A 16,152-nucleotide genomic window follows, 5' to 3' on the forward strand; every position below is an offset into this window, starting at 1 on the left:
TCTCCTCGAATTGTGTTGGTAGGTCTAGCTCTTGGCTGCAGCGAGTTTGGCCTCGGCGGCCGGGACGCTGAGCATCTCCATGTCGCCGGGCAGCGCACCGCCCATCCCTTGGAGCGCTCCGCCGGTGTGCAGATCGCCCGTGTCGATGGCGACACCGCCGATCGTCGCGAGAAGATCCGTCACCAGCTTCTTCGCGTCGTCGTCGTCGCCTGCCATGTAGACCGCGTGCTGAGGATCGGCTCCGGCCGACAGTGTGGTCGCCATGATGTGGATGGGAGTGACGTTGAGCGCCTTGACCACTCGCGCGCCCGGTATGTACTCGGCGACCACCTCGCTCGAGATCCGGCCGCCGATGTCGATGACGCCCTGCGGTCCGGGGGCGGTCCGGTTGTTCGTCGTATCGACGACGATCTTGCCGTCCCAGTTCTCGACGACCGAAACGGCCGCGGCGGTCTTGCCCCACGGGGTGGCGAGGAAGACGAGGTCGGTGCTGTCGACTGCCTCCTGCACCGTTCCCGCGGAGCAGTGTCCGTTGAACTCGTCGACGATGTCCGCCAACGATTCCGGGCCGCGCGAGTTGCTGAGGATGACGTCGTGTCCGGCCCGAGTGAACAGTCCGGCCAATGCCTGACCCATCCGTCCGGCTCCGATGATTCCTATTTTCATTTCTCTCCTTCTGTGGTGGTTGTTGTCGCCAGGTCCGCTTCGCTTGCGTCCCATTGGTCCCCGCCCAGGTAGCTGGCTCGGACCAGCCCCTTGTCCTGCAGCAGTACTTGGGCGTCGTGTCCGGCCGAGATGTCGCCGTGGGCCATCAGGTAGGCCCGGTCCGAGATTCCGAGGGCGAGCTCCACGTGCTGCTCGACGAGCAGGACGCCGCAACCGGTGTCGTCGGCGAACCGGCGGATGACCGGCAGCAGTGCCTGCACGATGACCGGCGCGAGCCCGAGGCTGAGTTCGTCGAGCAGCAGCAGCGCCGGTTTGCGGGCAAGCGCCCGGCCCACGGCCAACATCTGCTGCTCGCCTCCCGAGAGAACTCCTGCGAGCCGGTTGCTCAGCGACGTGAGCGCCGGGAAGTAGTCGAAGGCGAGGTCTGCATCGAGAGTCTCACCGCGCCTGCGCAATTTGAAGTGCTCGGCGACGGTCAGACCGAAGAACAGTCCTCGGTCTTCGGGCACATGCGCGATGCCGCGGCGCGCCCGGTTGGTCGGCGACAGTGCCGCCAGGTTCTCACCCAGCAGGCTCACTCCGCCCTCGAACGAACGAACCAGCCCCGAGACTGCTTTGAGAGTGGTGGTCTTGCCTGCGCCGTTGGGCCCGAGCAGAGCCACGACCTCGCCCGAAGCGACCTCGATGCCGATGTCTCGGACGACCACCGACCGCTGGTAGCCGGCCGAGAGATGATCGACGCTCAGAACCGCGCTCATGTCCGATCCTTTCCGGCTGGGGCGACGTCGTGACCGAGATAGGCCGAGATGACGCGGGGGTCGGATCGCACGACATGCGGGAGTCCCTGCGCGATCACCTGACCGAACTCGAGGACGACGACGTAGTCGCAGGTGCCGAACACGAACGAGATGTCGTGGTCGATCAGCAACATCGGCGTTCCGTGATCACCCAGGCTGCGCAATTGCTTTCCGAGAAAGGAGCTTTCGGTCGTGTCCAGGCCGGCGGCCGGCTCGTCGAGGCACAGAATGGCCGGCTTGGACGCCAGCGCCCTGGCGATTCCGACGAGTTTGCGTTGTCCCTCGGAGAGCTCGGTGGGCAGCGCCTGGGCCAGGTGGCCGATTCCGACGTCGTCGAGAGTCTTTGTCGCACCGGCGATATCGTCGACGCCGAGGCCGAACATGCCGGCGATCGTCGATCTCACGGTGGGCTGGCGTGACGCCACGGCGAGGTTCTCCGCCACCGTCAGGTCGTCGAACAGTTCGACGGCCTGCCAGGTGCGGCACAGACCTTCTCGCACTCGTGCGTGGGGACGCAGGCCGCTGACGTCGCGGCCACCGATCTCGATGGACCCACCGGCCGGGACGAAACCGGTGATGGCGTCGACGAAGGTGGTCTTGCCCGCTCCGTTGGGTCCGATCAGGCCGACGATCTGGCCCGGGCGTACCTGCAGGTCGACGCCGCGCAACGCATGGACTCCGCCGAACCGTACTTCGATGTTGTGTGCTTCGAGAACGTTGGTCGTCATGTTCGTACGCTCTTCATCCGTGGCAGTTCCGGCACGAGGGTGTCGATGCCGGTCGTCTTGCGTTCCTTCTTGATCGACCTCGACACGAGCAGGCCGTCCGGGAAGAACCGCAGCTGGAGCAGCAGACCTCCGCCGATGAGCAGCTGCACGTACAGGGAGATGTGGTCTGCGGGGAGCACGTATTTCTGCAGGATCAGCGGTATCACCGAGCCGATCGCTCCGAAGCCCGCCAGCACGGCTCCCTGCGGCAGCGTCACGCCGAGTACGTAGACACTCGCCACCAGGGTCAGGGCGACGGAGATCCCGTAGCTGTTCGCCGAGACGGTGCCGAACTGGTAGGCGTACATCACTCCCGCCACTCCGGCCAGTGCCGAGGTGATGCCGAAGGCGACGATCTTGACCGTGCGCACGTTGACTCCGGCTGCGGCTGCGGCACGTTCGTTGGAGCGGATGGCCAACATCTGACGACCGAGGTCGCTGTTGCGCAGGTAGACCACGCCCATGTACGCGAGGGTGGCGACCACCAGCGCGACGAGTCCGAACACCGGGCTCGGTAATGCGCCGTCCAGTCCGCGCAGACCCGAGTCGGGTCCGAAGTTGAATCCGAACAGCGTGGGTGAGGCCACGGGTGCCCCGGTCTGTCCTCCACCCCACTCGGAGTTGGCGAACACGAATTGTTCGATGGCCACGGCGGCGGCGAGGGTCACCACCACCAGGGTCACTCCGCGCACTCTCAGGGCCGCGGCTCCGATCCCCACGCCCAGTGCCGTTGCCGCGAGAACGGCGATGATCGGGGCGGCCGGGAAGCCGAGACCGAATTCGGTTCCGAGCCGCGACACCGCGAACGCGGCGAACCCGGCGAGCGCGAGTTGCACCACCGACAGCTGCCCGACGTATCCCATGATGACGATGAACGACAGGCACAGGACGGTCGCGACCAAGCCGGTGGTGATGGCCTGGCGTAGGTCCGCGGGCAGGACGAGCAGTGCGATCGCTCCGACGACGAAGACCGGGCCGACGCGGCGCAGCAGGTGCTCCTGACGGGGTACTGCCGGGAGCGAGCGTCCGACGAATTCGCCGCGCTGCGGCAGTGTCGAACCCTTCCACCACAGTGCGATGACGATCAGCAGGAACTCTGCGAGCTGCTGCAACCCGGGTGGGGTGATTCCGTCCTGCGTCGGGAACCAGGCCATGGTCGAGGCGTAGGACAGCAGCGACTCGGCCATGCCGATGAGAAGTCCTGCTGCGCAGGCAATTCCGATCGAGCTGAACCCCGCGAACAACGCAGCGGCCAAGGCCGGGATCACCAGCAGCGGCAGCGTCGAGGCGCTGACTCCGACGATGGAGGCGGCCAGGATTCCGACGAAGCCGGCCGTGACATAGGCGAGTACGGAGTTGGCCAGCGAGATCGACGACGGCGACAACCCGGCCAGTACGGCCGAACGCTCGCTCTCCGACGCCGCGCGGGTCGCAATTCCGAAGCGGGTGAAGCGGTAGAGCGCCGCCAGTGCCGTCGAGATCAGTACGACCACTGCGGCCAGAATCAGTTGTGCCACCGGCACTGTCACGCCGCCGACCTCGACGACCGAGTCGGTCAATACCGCTGGGCTGTTGAGCGGAGCGGTGCCGAACACGAGCTGGACCACCGCTTGCAGCAGCAGCAGTACGCCGATGGACGCGACGAGTTTGGCGAGCGGCGAGGCGGATCTGAGCGGTTTGACGGCGGCGAACTCGACCATGACGGCGAGCAGAGCCATTGCCAGCAGCGTGACCACTATTGCTGCGGGAGTGGTCAATGCGGGGGCGAAGAACCCGGTGCGCAGGGACCAGAAGAGGTAGCCGGCGACCATGACCACGGCACCGGCCGCGATGTTGATCGTTCCGCTACCGCGCCAGCTGAGTACGACGCCGACCGCGATCATCGCGATCAGTGCACCGGTACCCAACCCGAGCAGAGCGAACAGGAAGACGGTATCCATGCGCTACGCCCGCCCGAGTCGAATCGTGGGCCCGGCCATCACGCGAGCGGTGCCGGCGAGAGATCGAAGTGCTCCTGGGCGAACATCTGCGCGAAGGTCTCCCACTGCAGGCCCACATTGGTTCGCGCCGTGGACATATCGCGGTAGTAACGCTGCATGCGTGAGCCGTTGCGGCCGCCTTCGCTGGTTCCCGAGGTACGGAACAGCAACTCGACGGCTTCCCAGGCGAGGTTGACGGCGTGGTGGGTGCTGGCGTTGATGTTCATCAGGTCCTCGGGCTCGAACTCGCCGCCGTCCTGTACCGACGACGCGCACAGCTCGGAGTAGTGCTGGCTCATCTTCACCAGGATGTCCTCGGCCGCACGGATCTTGCCGGCCGCGACGCCCCAGTAGCGCTGGAAATCCGGGGACGTGAAGCGTGGAAGTGGGTTGGGACCCATGGTCTTCTTGGTCCGCAGGATGCGCTCGTACTCGTCGAGCGCGGCCCAGGCGCAGCCCACCAGTACCGAGGTGATCTCGAGCTGTAGGTAGCCCATGGGGTGGCCTGCGTACATCGGATTGCCGTGTAGCTCGTAACCGGGAGTCTTCAGTCCGCCGCGGAACTGCAGCAGGCTGCCGCGCACCACGTTCTCCTCCGGCACCGCGGTGCCGGTGACGGTGATGCTGTTCGAGCCGCTGCCGCGCATACCGAACGCGCGCTCTTTCCAATCGTCCTGCAGGATCCAGCCGTTGCGCGGAACGAGAGCCAATCCCTGGCCGGTCTTCTCGCCGCCCTCGACGAGCCGCACCGCAAGAATGGCGTGGGTCGAGTAGGGCGATCCCGAGCAGTAGTCCCAGGTTCCGTCGACGCTCCAGCGACCGTCGTCCTGCAGTGTCGCGGTGCCCATCGGCACGCCGCGCATCGGGGCTGCGAAGTCCCCGCCGGGTCCGATCGCCTCGGCTTGCGCCTTCTCGTCGAACAGTCCGCCGATCTGCAGTCCGTGACCGGAGGCAAGGCACAGGCACCAGCCCGAACCCGGGCAGCCGCGGGCGATTTCGATGATCATCCTGACGAACGAGGTGACGTCGTACTCGAGCCCACCGAAACGCTGCGGGAGCAAGGTGCGGTAGAAGCCGGCCTCCTTGAACAGTTCGTGCGTCTCGGGCGAGTAGGTGCCGCGAGCGTCCGTCGAATCCTGTTCTGCGAGCAGGTGATCACGGAACGATCGTGCTCGTTCGATGAGGACTTCCGGACTCGACGCGGGGCTGGAATGTTCGACGGTGTCGTTGGCTACAGCGGTCATGATGGTCTTCTTTCTCGAGAGTGTGGGGGCTGTCGGAGATCGATGTGTCAGGAGCCCGATGGTTCGAGCCAGTCGGTGAGCGCGGTGTACGAGCCGTTGCCGGTGTATTCGAAGACTCGAGTCTGGGCACCGCACAGGCCCGGCTCGGCGGTGTTCGCGCCGCAGGCGACGGTGGCGCTACCCAACAGCAGCGGGCCGGTGAAGGACTTCGCCTGTTCGGCGATCGCCGGCGCGGTTGCTTCGGAACCGCCTGCGGCATTGAGGAATCGGGTCGCTGTGGCGACCAACCCCCATGCGAGGGCGGCGTCGGGAGTGGCCTGGGACGTCTCGGACAGTCCGGCGGTCGTCGAGGCCTCGATGTACGACTGGACGTCGGGCTGGCTCATGTCGGCAACGTTGGTCTGGGTCGAGATCTGCTGCCACTTCGGTGCGTCACCGCCGAGTCCCTGCGCCACCTGGTCGGTGAAGCAGAAGGAGCCGGCTCCGATGATGGGGGCCGTCACGGCCAGGGTGTCGAGGGCCTTGGCCGCGGCCACGCAGGTCGGCGGAGTCGAGACGAGCGGGACGATGGCATCGGCGTCCGATGCCCCCGAGGCCACAGCCGCGGCGGTGAGGTTGGTGGTCGACGGGTCGAAACCGACGGCCTTGACCTCGATGCCGACCGAATCGAGTGCAGTCTGCAGAACCTTTGCACCGTCCGCACTTTGAGCGTTCTGCGGGTAGATCAGCGCTACCGACTTCGCGCCGACCACGGTGTCCAGGTAGGTCGTCAGTCCACGGAAGATCGACGACGGGTTGCCGTTGTAGATGAAGACGTTGTCGCTCTGAGCGTCGGTGGAACTGATGGAGTTGGCCATCAGGATCGGCTTCTGCCCCTTGTTGACCGCCAGGAACGACTGATTGCCGGTGATGGTCGAGCCGAACAGCACGGTCCGAACGTCCGGATCGTTGACCAGCTGCAGGCCGCAACTGTTGCCGTCCTGCTCGTTCTCGACGACGAAGCACGTCTCGAGCTTCAGCGGATGCCCGTCGATACCGCCGAGGTTCTCGTTCACGTACTTCACGGCAGCCTCGGCACCGTCGGTGGCGGCCGGGAATCCGAGGGCACCGCCCTGCTGATTGACCCATCCGATGGTGACGGGTTCGAGGCTCTGATCGGCCGCGCCTGCAGTTCCTCCGGTGTAGTCGACCAGGTCGGTGACAGCCGAGGTGTTGGTCTGGTCCGTTGCTACGGCCGTCGAGCCGCCGGTGGCGGTGCCGGTCGGTGATGCCGCTTCGGCGGCGCAGCCGGCGAGCACGGCCGACATGGTTGCCGCGATGACCATCAACTTCGCGGACTTCGACCCGGCCCTGGTGGGACGGGAGGGAGTGAGAGACATTGGGGTTCTTCCTTCGAGAGCGCGTGCGGGGTGCTCACGCGGTCTCGTGGACTACTCGCGTGGCCTTCGTGGAATGCGATTCCGAGGTACGGAATCGAGACTAGCCATGTGAGGGCCATCACACAACCCTCAATTCCTTCGGGTTTTCTGTGCGTTTCGACCCTCGCCTGACAGTCGATCAGGATGCGTCGGACTGCAGATACACATCGAAGAAGGCGAACACCTTCTTCCAGCCGTCCACCGCCTGTGCCTGCTGGTAATGCGGGTGGTCGGTAGCGAAGAACCCATGTCCCGCACCGTCGTAACGATGAAACTCGAAATCTTTGCCGAGCCTGGTCAGCTCACGTTCGATGTCGTCGACCTGCGTCGGATCCGGATTTGTGTCGTCGTTCCCGAAGATTCCCAACAGCGGAGCCGACATGTCCGGAGCCCGATGAATGACTCCCCGCGAGGGGGCGTTCGGTTTCGTCGGATCGGGAGCCTGCGGCACGATGCTTCCGCCCCAGCAGTCCACGGCGGCGTCCAACGCCGGTACGTCGCACGCCGCGAGGAAGGCCTGCCGTCCGCCGGAGCAGAATCCGATCACCCCGGCCTTGCCGTTGGATCCGGGCTGCGACTTCACGTAGTCGGTGGCCCCGGCGATGTCGCCCATCACCTGGTCGTTGGGCATGGCCTTTCCCAATCCCTCGGCCCGGGCCGCCGCGGCGACCTCGGCCCAGTGACCGGGACCACGGCGGTGATAGAGATTCGGCGCGAGGGCCGCGTATCCGCACTCGGCGAACCGTCGGACCACCTCTTTGCACCAGAAGTCGAGCCCGGGTGCGTGGTGCAGCACGACGACGCTGCCCACCGGCTCGGCAGCGGTCGGGCGAGCCGAATAGCCCTCGATGCGGTCGCCGTTGTGGCCGCTGAACGCAACCACCTCGGCGATCATTCCTTCTTTCAACGCTCTTCTCCTCCGCGGTCCCGGCCGGGTTTCCTACGCCGCGACCATCTCGTCGAGGCGGCTACGCAACTCCTCCTCCGACAGCGAGAGATCGATGGGCTCACTGAACGGCTGCGGCCATTCGATTCCGGTGTGCCAGTAGACCTCCACTCGGTTTCCCTCGGGGTCGCGGAAGTAGCAACCGAGCGCATTGCCGTGATTGCTGATGTGGTCGATGTCGTACTTGCGCTCCACGATCTGGGCATAGAACGCACGCAGGTCGGCCAACGAATCGACGACGAACGAGAGCTGCTGCGGATCGGTGTGGCGTTCGAGGTTCTTCGCGAGCAGAATCTCGTGGTGCTCCTCCGACGGCCGCGAACTCAGAAAGACGCGGCGTTCGTCGCGGTCGGTGACGGTCATTCCGAGGAATGTCGAGTAGAACTCCATCATGATCTCGGGGTCGGAGACGAACAGTCCGACGTGGCCTAGACGGGTGACTTTGGGCATGAAAGTGAGCCTTTCGGTGATGTGGTGGATGGGAATTGAAGGGCCTGGCAGTTCAGATGAACGAGACCGATCCGGTGACGACATCGAGCAGATGGTCGAGATCGTCGGGAAGCGCGTCGCCGCGCCACGCGACATGGTGATCCGAGCGGATCAATGTCGCTCCGGCGGAATACAATTCACACAGATCGGTGAGGTCGGGATCCTCGACGGTGAGGATCTGCAGTGGCACGTTGCGTTCTGCCGCAGCATCGGTGAGAGCGCCGTGTTCGACGTCGCCGAGGACAAGGAGCGTGAAGCCGTTCCCCAGGTGGTCGTACAGCGACGAGCCGTCCGCGAGCCAATGATGCGGCGCGCGATTTCCGGGATAGGACGACGGAACGTAGTCCTCGAAAGACGGTGCAGGTTGGTCGGTTCCGTCGCGGTAGATGATGGGAGACGACGAGTAGCGGTAGCCGAGTTGGCCGCCCATTCGCTTGAACTGACGGGCCTTCTGGATCGCGATGTCCTCGGCCACCTGGGCGCGGATCGCTTCACCGACGGGGCCGTCGTCCTCGATACCGTCGCGCACCAGCTCGCGGGAGCCCACGGCCTGATTGCTCTCGCAACCGGCGAGGATGAAGCGCGCCGCTTCACCGCGTTCGATGCTGTAGCTCGGGAGCATGAGGGGACCGCCCCAACCGTCGATCAACGCGGCGAGTTTCCAACCCAGGTCGGCGGCGTCACCGATGCCGATGTTCATGCCGAATCCGCCCATCGGCGAGACCATGTGCGCCGAGTCGCCGGCCAGCAGTACGCGGCCGAAGTCGAATCGAGGTGCTTGGATCGAGTGCGTGATGAAGGTACCGCCCGCGAGTGGCTCGACCTCGAATTCCTCGCCGATTGCTCGAAAGAGCATGGCGCGGCACGCTTCCCAGTCGTCACCGTCGACGTCCTCGGGTACGGGCGAGCAGAAGTAGGCCCAGTGATCGGTGCCCGACTGCGGCACCAGACTGTCGCCGGCACGGTCCTCGTTGTAGAACAGCAGCATCGAGGCCATCGGAGTGGCCTTCCACAGTTCGGCCAGTGCCGGAGCCTTGATGTGCCACAGGAAGCTGCGTGCGAGGTTGGGATGACCTTCCATTCGGACGTTGAGGCCGTCACGACGTAGTCGGCTGCGACTGCCCTCGGAGACCACCATGTACTGCGCCAGCAGCGTCTGTTCGCCGTCCGGGGTGGCAACGGTGACGGTCACCCCGTGGTCGTTCTGCTCGAATCTCTTCACTTCGTTCTCGAAGCGCAGATCGATGAGAGGAAGGGACTTCACGCGGTCCCGCAGCGTCTTCTCGATCGCCTCGTTCGGGGCCCATTCCGCGACCTCGGACGCGATGGGTAGCCGCTCCGACCACTCGTACGCGCGGGGAAACCTCAAGACCTCGTGACCGGTCAGGCGGGTCACGAAGGCCACGTCACGGTAGACCAATGGGCTCACAGGATCGTTGTCGCGCAACGCATCTGCGATGCCCCAGCGCCGGAAGTGCTCCATGGAGCGAACGTTGGTCATGTTGGCGCGTGCGACGATCCGTTCCTCCTCCGAACGCTTCTCGAACAGCACGCTCGGGATACCGCGAAGGGCGAGATCGATGGCCAACGCCATCCCCACCGGCCCCGCACCCGAGATCGCGACGGGTACTTCGTTGGAACGAGATGCCACTGTCCACTCCTCTGAATTCCATGAACGATTCCATCTGATGGAATGTGTTTCCAAGATAACAGCGGGTTCGAGAAGTGGCAAGCATCACGTTTCGCTACTGACGGGTACTGCGGCCGCGAGCTGGGCGTTGCCGGCGGGGCCTGGGTGTCGCCGGCGGGGTCCCGATCTCGCAAACGCGCGCGCATTCGCCATACGCGCGCGAATTCGTGACGCAAAACCGCTCGCGTTCGGCAAACGCGCACGCGTTCGCGAGACGGGGGTGGCGGTGCGCAATCGGGCAGTGCCGAGCGAGGATCACGCGTGCGATATCGACAGACCCCGGTCAATTCCGCGACAGCACAATGGTTTCCCCGACGATGTGTACGATCACCGCCATGAGTGCCCCACCTTTCCCTCGCATGCAGTGGGTGCCCGGCGGCCAGTTTCGGATGGGGTCGGACTGGGCCGACTATCCCGAGGAGGCGCCCGTTCACGAGGTGACCGTCGAGGGTTTCTGGGCGGACGAGACTCCGGTGACCGTCACCCAGTTCAGACGGTTCGTCAAAGCCACCGGGTACGTGACGGTGGCGGAGCGGCCGATGGATCCGGCGGACTATCCGGATGCGGATCCAACGCGTCTGGTGCCGAGTTCGCTGGTGTTCACCCCGACGCAGGGCCCGGTGGATCTGACGAATTGGCAGGGCTGGTGGCGGCTGATCCCGGGCGCGAACTGGGCGCATCCGGAGGGCCCCGGGTCCGGTATAGACGGGCGCGAACTGCATCCGGTCACGCATGTGAGCTGGGAGGACGTGCACGCCTACGCACAGTGGGCGGGCAAGGAACTACCCACCGAGGCCGAGTGGGAACGCGCGGCTCGTGGCGGGTTGAACGGCGCGCCCTATGCATGGGGAGACCAACTGGCACCGATGGGTACACAGTTGGCCAACTACTGGATCGGGGAGTTTCCCTGGCAGAACCTCAAACCGGTCGCCGATCGTAGGACCACGGCCGTGCGTTCGTATCCGCCGAACGGCTACGGCCTGTACGACGTCACCGGAAACGTATGGGAGTGGACGGCGGACTTCTACCGCACCGATCACAGCGAGACCGCCACCCATGCCTGCTGCGGACCGGCAGTCGATCCGCGGGTCGCGTCGGCCGAGGGCAGCCACGATCCGAGCAATCCCGCCGGGACCATCTCGCGTCGGGTCATCAAGGGCGGATCCCACCTCTGCGCCGAGAACTATTGCCGCCGTTATCGTCCCGCAGCTCGGCAGGCGCAACCCGTCGACTCCGGGATGTCCCACATCGGGTTTCGCTGCATCGTCAGAGGCTCTGCACCGACTCGCTGAGCCAGAACGCGCGGTCAGTCGGACCGAACACGACTCCGCGGCGGCCCGGCAGGCCCGCATCGCCCGCCCTCGCGTAGCGCGACCACGGTCCACCCTGCTCCGATGACGGATAGGGCCACAACAGCTCCAATTGCAATCATGGGACCACAATGGACTGGTTTTCCGTCGAATATTGCAGTCCAGTGTGCGAGAGTGGCCTGTATGGATCCTTTCGACGCAACGGCGATCTCGGCCCCGGAGTTGGCAGCACGGATCGACCCGTCGACGTTGCGGAACAGATCCGGCGGCCCGCTCTACCTCGAGATCGCCGACGAGTTGCGGCGGTTGATCGAGAACGGGGAGGTGTCGGCTCAGACGCGGCTTCCCGCCGAGCGGGCATTGTCGATCAGTCTCGACGTCAGTCGGGTCACGGTCGCGTCGGCCTACAAGCATCTTCGCGAGGGTGGGTGGATCAGCGCGCAGCGAGGATCGGGTACCTACGTCTCACCGACGGGGTCCTTGCCGTCCTGGGGTTCTCTCGCCGGCGACCGTGACACCGCAACCCTCGAATTCGTCAACGCGTCACCCTCGGCTTCTCCCCTGCTGGCCGATGCGTACGGCGTTGCGTCCGAGAAGATTCGAGGTCGGTTCCCCTTGGGCGGGTACGCCCCACTCGGTCTGTACGAGCTCCGCGAATCGATTGCCGCGTACTACCGAGGACGGGGAATGCCGACCACCGCGGAGAACATTCTCGTCACCTCCGGTGCCACCGACGCCATCCACGCTGTGTTGGCGACGTTCACCGAGCCGGGTGCCCGGGTATTGGTCGAACATCCGACATATCCCGGTGTCGTCGAACTCGTCCACTCCCTCGGTGGCCGATGCATCCCGGTGCCCATCGACCCCGACAACACGGACGAGTTCGTGGCATCAGCGGACCGAGCTGCGCGGCAGAGTGCGCCGACTCTCGCATATTTCATGCCCGACTTCTCCAATCCGTCGGGTGCGCGACTCCCCCTCCGCACTCGTCGCCAGCTGTCCGCGACCATGCACCGACATGCCGTACTGACCATCGTCGACGAGGTAGCGGCCGATCTGTCTGTCGACGGTTCACCGGATATCGAACCCTTCGGCGCCGCAACCCCGGACGTGGCGACGGTGACCGTCGGGTCGACGAGCAAGACGGTGTGGGGCGGCCTGCGAGTCGGGTGGGTTCGCGCCGAAGCCGGCCTGCTGGCGAGGGTCGCCGCAACCTATGCGCGACGCCAACTTTCGGTCTCGATCATCGATCAACTGGCGGCAATCGAGTTGTTGGGTCGATACGACGAGGTGCGACGAGTCCGCACGGAGGCGTCGAGAATTGCCCGCGACCACACCGTCGCACTGATGCGTGACCAGTTGCCGGATTGGCACTTTCGAGTTCCCGACGGCGGATTGGCCCTGTGGTGTTCCCTACCCGACGGCATCCGATCCAGTGCGCTGGTCGCGGAAGCTCACTCTCACGGCCTGTTGCTGGCACCCGGACTGCGCTTCGGAACGGGCTACGCCTTCGACGATCGTCAACGCATTCCCTTCACGCGGTCACTGCCCGAAATCACCTCGGCTGTAGAGATTCTCGCTCGCCTGTCGTCACAGGACACCCCGGCGCCGGCCGTGGCGTCGAGCACGCCTGCTGCGGTGGTGTGAGCCCCGACGGCCATCGCAAACGCGCGCGCGTTTGCGAAACGCGCGCGATTTGGTCACCTGTTCGCTAGCGGAATCGCGCGCATCTGACAAATGCGCGCGCGTGTGCGACGTCGCAGGGCCGGCAGCACTCAGGGCCGGAGGGACTGGACGATTGCCGTGACACGCCGCTCGCGAGTGTCGTCGCGTTTCGCATCCGCGACGGATCGGGCGTGCTCTTTGCGCGTCGACGGTGCCAGCGCATCGAACGCTGCTCGCACAGCGGGGTCCGCGTCCAAGGCTGCCGCCAGTGCCGGCGGCACCTCGACCACCTGCGGCTGGTCGTCCAACTCGATGGTCACGTCGACGGTGTCGCCGGCCTCCACGCCGAGTGTGGCGCGAACACTCTTGTTGAGCCCGAGCAGATTCTCGCCGCCCATTCGGCCGATGCGACCACGCACCGTTTGCCCACCGATCGTGAACCGAACCGGCGGAGTTTTGGTTGAACCGAGGGACGCGACCTGCTGGTCCGTGAGCACAATGGCCGCTGCTGGGCCTCGTGATTCGAGAACCGTGGACACCCGCAGAACCGTTGCTGCCATGCGGACAGGCTATCCGTCGGTGGCCAGTCAGGCTTCGGCTTCCACGATTCGCTTGATTGCCGCCAGGGTCCGCGGGATACCGTCGAGTGCCGCCTGGCTACGAGTGTCGATTTCCTGCTGCGCGTCGTCGCCGAACTTGCGGTGGAAGTGGGCGATGCCGCCGGGCAGGAAGTTCCAGTTCTCGGTCAGGCGTGTGCCACCGTCCACCGATTCGAGGGTGTAGCCCCAGCGGACGAAGTTGTCACCCACCACCCACGCGAACTCACGACCGGGTTCGGCTGCAGCCACAGTCGACACGGTCTCCCACGTGCGTCCCGGCACCACGTTGCGGCCGGTGAAAGTCGAGCCGACGCCACCGCCGTCGGCCTCGTTCCACCAGCATTCCTGGCAGATCGGGCTCCATTCGCCTGTTCGGGTGATGTCGGAGACGACGGCGTACACAGCGTCGACCGACGCAGCGACGACGACGGATTCGGAGAACTCGAGTGCAGTCATCTCACCATTGTCCCTCCGAAGGCCACGAAGCTGTGAGCAGACTCGCTGCCCACAGCAGAACTATTGGCGTGCAACCGAATTCGGATTCAGACTCGGATCATGAGCGAATCACCCCGAATTTTCCCGCCCGAACTTCGCAACCAACTACTGCGGCACCGAGTCCTGGTGCTCGACGGCCCCCTCGACGACGACAACGGTACCGTCCTCACCAATCACCTACTGACGTTGGCCGCCGACAACTCCTCGGCCGACATCGCCCTGTGGATTCACTCACCGGGCGGATCGGTTCCCGCGATGCTCGCCATCCGCGATGTGATGAGACTCGTCCCGTGCGACGTCTCGACCCTCGCCCTCGGATTGGCCTGCAGCGCTGGTCAATTCCTACTGTCGTCAGGCACACGCGGAAAGCGTTATGCCCTGCCCCATTCGCGGATACTGATGCATCAGGGGTCCGCCGGCATCGGTGGGTCGGCCGTCGAAGTGGAGGTACAGGCCAACGATCTGCGCCATACCCGAGATACGGTGCTCGGTCTGATCGCCGACGACACTGGGCAGACACGCGAGCAGATCTTCGACGACTCCCTGCACGATCGCTGGTTCACCGCGGAGGCTGCCCGCGAGTACGGGTTCGTCGATGCGATCGTCGACTCGTTCGATCAAGTCATGCCTGCGCGGCGGGTGTCCTTCGGAATGGAGTTGGCCCGATGAGCACGTACACGATTCCCAATGTCATCACCCGAGATTCGCGCGGCGAACGCGTCGTCGATGTCTATTCGCACTTGCTCAGTGAGCGCATCGTCTACCTCGGTACCGGTATCGACGCCGGGGTCGCCAACGCGATGATCGCGCAACTGCTGCACCTGGAGGCCGACTCCCCCGACCAGGAGATCTCGATGTACATCAACTGTGAGGGCGGCGATACCGCTGCCATGCTCGCCGTCTACGACACGATGCAATTCATCGGATCACCCATCGCCACAACATGTGTGGGGCAGGCCGTTGCGGCGGGAGCCGTGCTGCTCGCAGCGGGAGCGCCGGGGCGCCGTTCGGCGCTGACTCACAGTCGGGTGGTGTTGCATCAGCCCGCGGCGCAGGGCCGCGGCACCATTCCCGATCTGATTCTGGCTGCCGACGAGGTTGTCCGGGTCCGAGCAGAGATGGAATCGATCCTTGCAAAACACACAGGACGTGACGCGGCGAAGCTTCGACACGACACCGACCGAGATCTGGTGTTGACGGCCTCCGCTGCTCGCGAGTACGGCGTCGTCGATCAGGTCCTCGAGGGACGTCAGGCAGCCATCAACGTCGCATCTCCGCGAGACAGGTCCTGATGCGCGAGGCGTGAGATGTCGGCCATCGATGTGCCCAGTGCGCCGACGACGGCCGCGAGGATTTCGCTCGAGGGATCCTTGCGGCCGCGTTCGAGCTCCGACAAGTATTGCGGCGCAATGCCTGCGCGCGCGGCGGTGTCGGCGAGAGTGTCTCCGCGCGCGTGTCTGCGCTCGCGTAATCGTCGGCCGACCACCTCACGCCACAAGGGTTCCACTGCGCGCGCTGCTCGACGCTCATCGATTCGTATGACCTGGCCCATGATCGGAGCCTAAGCCGAGATCCTCCAGCGGGCTTTCGATTCTGCTCAGAGCAGAGAGTATGGCTCGCGAATCCGAACTGCAGCACGCTCGAACTGTGCAATTCCCACGCTCGTGATCGAACTGTCGATAGTGCGGTATCGTCAGGTCCACCAACCCGAAGCACTCACCGGCCCGCCTCCGATATGGCGCACATGATGATTATTCTTCACGAGAGGGCAATGCCCCCGTTTGTCCGATGAACACCCACAGGGCGCGTGCCGCGCGAACTGATGGTTGGGCACTCCAATACTTGACGCAGTGGCGTCAGCGAGTCGAGTCCGTCGAGAAACAGGTCAGCGGGAAGAGTCGGTCTGCACGCGACAATCGGGTCCCGCTGTCGACCGGATTGACTGGCTGTCCGGCATGCGACGGCCACTTCTACGGCGACGGTCCGCGGGATCGACTCGAACGCCTGATGCGTCGCGATGGACGGCATGCCCACCGATTACGCGTCGCAGTAGCCGAATTGGATGAGCGATACCGAGACGCGACTGT

At 65.0% G+C, this 16,152-nt stretch carries 16 protein-coding genes; 4 read left to right on the plus strand and 12 right to left on the minus strand.

Going from position 1 to position 16,152, the window contains the following annotated elements; genetic code table 11:
• Positions 1-24 precede the first annotated feature (24 nt).
• The 9 genes from CH295_RS06090 to CH295_RS06130 all read right to left on the minus strand — a co-directional run bounded on the left by CH295_RS06090 (position 25) and on the right by CH295_RS06130 (position 9,957).
• Entirely contained in the window at positions 25-666 is a 642-nt protein-coding gene (locus CH295_RS06090) for an NADPH-dependent F420 reductase (protein WP_037193876.1), read from the minus strand.
• A complete protein-coding gene (locus CH295_RS06095) occupies positions 663-1,424 on the minus strand; it encodes an ABC transporter ATP-binding protein (RefSeq protein WP_094740053.1) in 762 nt (253 codons plus the stop codon). Before CH295_RS06095 ends, CH295_RS06090 begins: the two co-directional genes overlap by 4 nt.
• Complete coding sequence (locus CH295_RS06100; RefSeq protein WP_094740054.1) at positions 1,421-2,191, minus strand: ABC transporter ATP-binding protein; 771 nt, start codon at positions 2,189-2,191, stop codon at positions 1,421-1,423. Before CH295_RS06100 ends, CH295_RS06095 begins: the two co-directional genes overlap by 4 nt.
• Positions 2,188-4,170 (minus strand): branched-chain amino acid ABC transporter permease, encoded by a 1,983-nt coding sequence (locus CH295_RS06105; RefSeq protein ID WP_052047935.1) that lies wholly within the window; start codon positions 4,168-4,170, stop codon positions 2,188-2,190. Before CH295_RS06105 ends, CH295_RS06100 begins: the two co-directional genes overlap by 4 nt.
• 38 nt (positions 4,171-4,208) lie before the next feature.
• Positions 4,209-5,453 (minus strand): acyl-CoA dehydrogenase family protein, encoded by a 1,245-nt coding sequence (locus CH295_RS06110; RefSeq protein ID WP_094670309.1) that lies wholly within the window; start codon positions 5,451-5,453, stop codon positions 4,209-4,211.
• Between the two features lie 47 nt (positions 5,454-5,500).
• Complete coding sequence (locus tag CH295_RS06115; RefSeq protein WP_052047933.1) at positions 5,501-6,832, minus strand: ABC transporter substrate-binding protein; 1,332 nt, start codon at positions 6,830-6,832, stop codon at positions 5,501-5,503.
• 178 nt (positions 6,833-7,010) lie between these two features.
• Positions 7,011-7,778 carry a dienelactone hydrolase family protein gene (locus CH295_RS06120; RefSeq protein WP_212556144.1) on the minus strand — a complete coding sequence of 256 codons (768 nt, stop codon included), beginning with the start codon at positions 7,776-7,778 and terminating at the stop codon, positions 7,011-7,013.
• A 33-nt stretch (positions 7,779-7,811) separates the two neighbouring features.
• Positions 7,812-8,267, minus strand: a complete 456-nt coding sequence (locus tag CH295_RS06125; protein ID WP_037193869.1) for a VOC family protein — start codon at positions 8,265-8,267, stop codon at positions 7,812-7,814.
• 52 nt (positions 8,268-8,319) lie between these two features.
• Complete coding sequence (locus CH295_RS06130) at positions 8,320-9,957, minus strand: FAD-dependent monooxygenase (RefSeq protein WP_082323776.1); 1,638 nt, start codon at positions 9,955-9,957, stop codon at positions 8,320-8,322.
• A gap of 374 nt (positions 9,958-10,331) precedes the next feature.
• Here CH295_RS06130 and CH295_RS06135 point away from each other — a divergent pair, with 374 nt between their 5' ends.
• Together CH295_RS06135 and CH295_RS06140 are read left to right on the plus strand one after the other, a co-directional pair.
• Positions 10,332-11,288: a formylglycine-generating enzyme family protein gene (locus CH295_RS06135; protein ID WP_252341924.1), complete on the plus strand. Its 957-nt coding sequence runs from the start codon at positions 10,332-10,334 to the stop codon at positions 11,286-11,288.
• 201 nt (positions 11,289-11,489) lie between these two features.
• Positions 11,490-12,953 carry an aminotransferase-like domain-containing protein gene (locus CH295_RS06140; RefSeq protein ID WP_094740058.1) on the plus strand — a complete coding sequence of 488 codons (1,464 nt, stop codon included), beginning with the start codon at positions 11,490-11,492 and terminating at the stop codon, positions 12,951-12,953.
• 128 nt (positions 12,954-13,081) lie between these two features.
• Here the strand turns inward: CH295_RS06140 and CH295_RS06145 are convergent, their stop codons facing one another.
• Entirely contained in the window at positions 13,082-13,531 is a 450-nt protein-coding gene (locus CH295_RS06145) for a YdeI/OmpD-associated family protein (RefSeq protein WP_094740059.1), read from the minus strand.
• 27 nt (positions 13,532-13,558) lie between these two features.
• Positions 13,559-14,026: an SRPBCC family protein gene (locus CH295_RS06150; protein ID WP_094740060.1), complete on the minus strand. Its 468-nt coding sequence runs from the start codon at positions 14,024-14,026 to the stop codon at positions 13,559-13,561.
• Between the two features lie 99 nt (positions 14,027-14,125).
• On the opposite strand from CH295_RS06150, the gene CH295_RS06155 reads away from it, so the two are divergent.
• Together CH295_RS06155 and CH295_RS06160 are read left to right on the plus strand one after the other, a co-directional pair.
• The gene (locus CH295_RS06155) at positions 14,126-14,734 is read left to right on the plus strand and encodes a ClpP family protease (protein WP_094740061.1); all 609 of its coding nucleotides are present in this window, start codon (positions 14,126-14,128) and stop codon (positions 14,732-14,734) included.
• A complete protein-coding gene (locus tag CH295_RS06160; RefSeq protein ID WP_037193858.1) occupies positions 14,731-15,357 on the plus strand; it encodes a ClpP family protease in 627 nt (208 codons plus the stop codon). Before CH295_RS06155 ends, CH295_RS06160 begins: the two co-directional genes overlap by 4 nt.
• Here the strand turns inward: CH295_RS06160 and CH295_RS06165 are convergent.
• Positions 15,315-15,617, minus strand: a complete 303-nt coding sequence (locus CH295_RS06165) for a helix-turn-helix domain-containing protein (RefSeq protein ID WP_052047931.1) — start codon at positions 15,615-15,617, stop codon at positions 15,315-15,317. The genes CH295_RS06160 and CH295_RS06165 overlap by 43 nt on opposite strands.
• Between the last annotated feature and the right edge of the window lie 535 nt (positions 15,618-16,152).

Origin of the sequence: Rhodococcus sp. 14-2483-1-2, assembly GCF_002259405.1 — a bacterium.
Taxonomy (GTDB): Bacteria; Actinomycetota; Actinomycetes; order Mycobacteriales; family Mycobacteriaceae; genus Rhodococcoides.

What these genes read in the sequence shown, in the direction of transcription:
- CH295_RS06090 (WP_037193876.1), bottom strand. Translation starts at nt 666, where the DNA reads ATGAAAATAGGAATCATCGGAGCCGGACGGATGGGTCAGGCATTGGCC.
- CH295_RS06095 (WP_094740053.1), bottom strand. Translation starts at nt 1,424, where the DNA reads ATGAGCGCGGTTCTGAGCGTCGATCATCTCTCGGCCGGCTACCAGCGG.
- CH295_RS06100 (WP_094740054.1), bottom strand. Translation starts at nt 2,191, where the DNA reads ATGACGACCAACGTTCTCGAAGCACACAACATCGAAGTACGGTTCGGC.
- CH295_RS06105 (WP_052047935.1), bottom strand. Translation starts at nt 4,170, where the DNA reads ATGGATACCGTCTTCCTGTTCGCTCTGCTCGGGTTGGGTACCGGTGCA.
- CH295_RS06110 (WP_094670309.1), bottom strand. Translation starts at nt 5,453, where the DNA reads ATGACCGCTGTAGCCAACGACACCGTCGAACATTCCAGCCCCGCGTCG.
- CH295_RS06115 (WP_052047933.1), bottom strand. Translation starts at nt 6,832, where the DNA reads ATGTCTCTCACTCCCTCCCGTCCCACCAGGGCCGGGTCGAAGTCCGCG.
- CH295_RS06125 (WP_037193869.1), bottom strand. Translation starts at nt 8,267, where the DNA reads ATGCCCAAAGTCACCCGTCTAGGCCACGTCGGACTGTTCGTCTCCGAC.
- CH295_RS06135 (WP_252341924.1), top strand. Translation starts at nt 10,332, where the DNA reads ATGAGTGCCCCACCTTTCCCTCGCATGCAGTGGGTGCCCGGCGGCCAG.
- CH295_RS06140 (WP_094740058.1), top strand. Translation starts at nt 11,490, where the DNA reads ATGGATCCTTTCGACGCAACGGCGATCTCGGCCCCGGAGTTGGCAGCA.
- CH295_RS06145 (WP_094740059.1), bottom strand. Translation starts at nt 13,531, where the DNA reads ATGGCAGCAACGGTTCTGCGGGTGTCCACGGTTCTCGAATCACGAGGC.
- CH295_RS06150 (WP_094740060.1), bottom strand. Translation starts at nt 14,026, where the DNA reads ATGACTGCACTCGAGTTCTCCGAATCCGTCGTCGTCGCTGCGTCGGTC.
- CH295_RS06155 (WP_094740061.1), top strand. Translation starts at nt 14,126, where the DNA reads ATGAGCGAATCACCCCGAATTTTCCCGCCCGAACTTCGCAACCAACTA.
- CH295_RS06160 (WP_037193858.1), top strand. Translation starts at nt 14,731, where the DNA reads ATGAGCACGTACACGATTCCCAATGTCATCACCCGAGATTCGCGCGGC.
- CH295_RS06165 (WP_052047931.1), bottom strand. Translation starts at nt 15,617, where the DNA reads ATGGGCCAGGTCATACGAATCGATGAGCGTCGAGCAGCGCGCGCAGTG.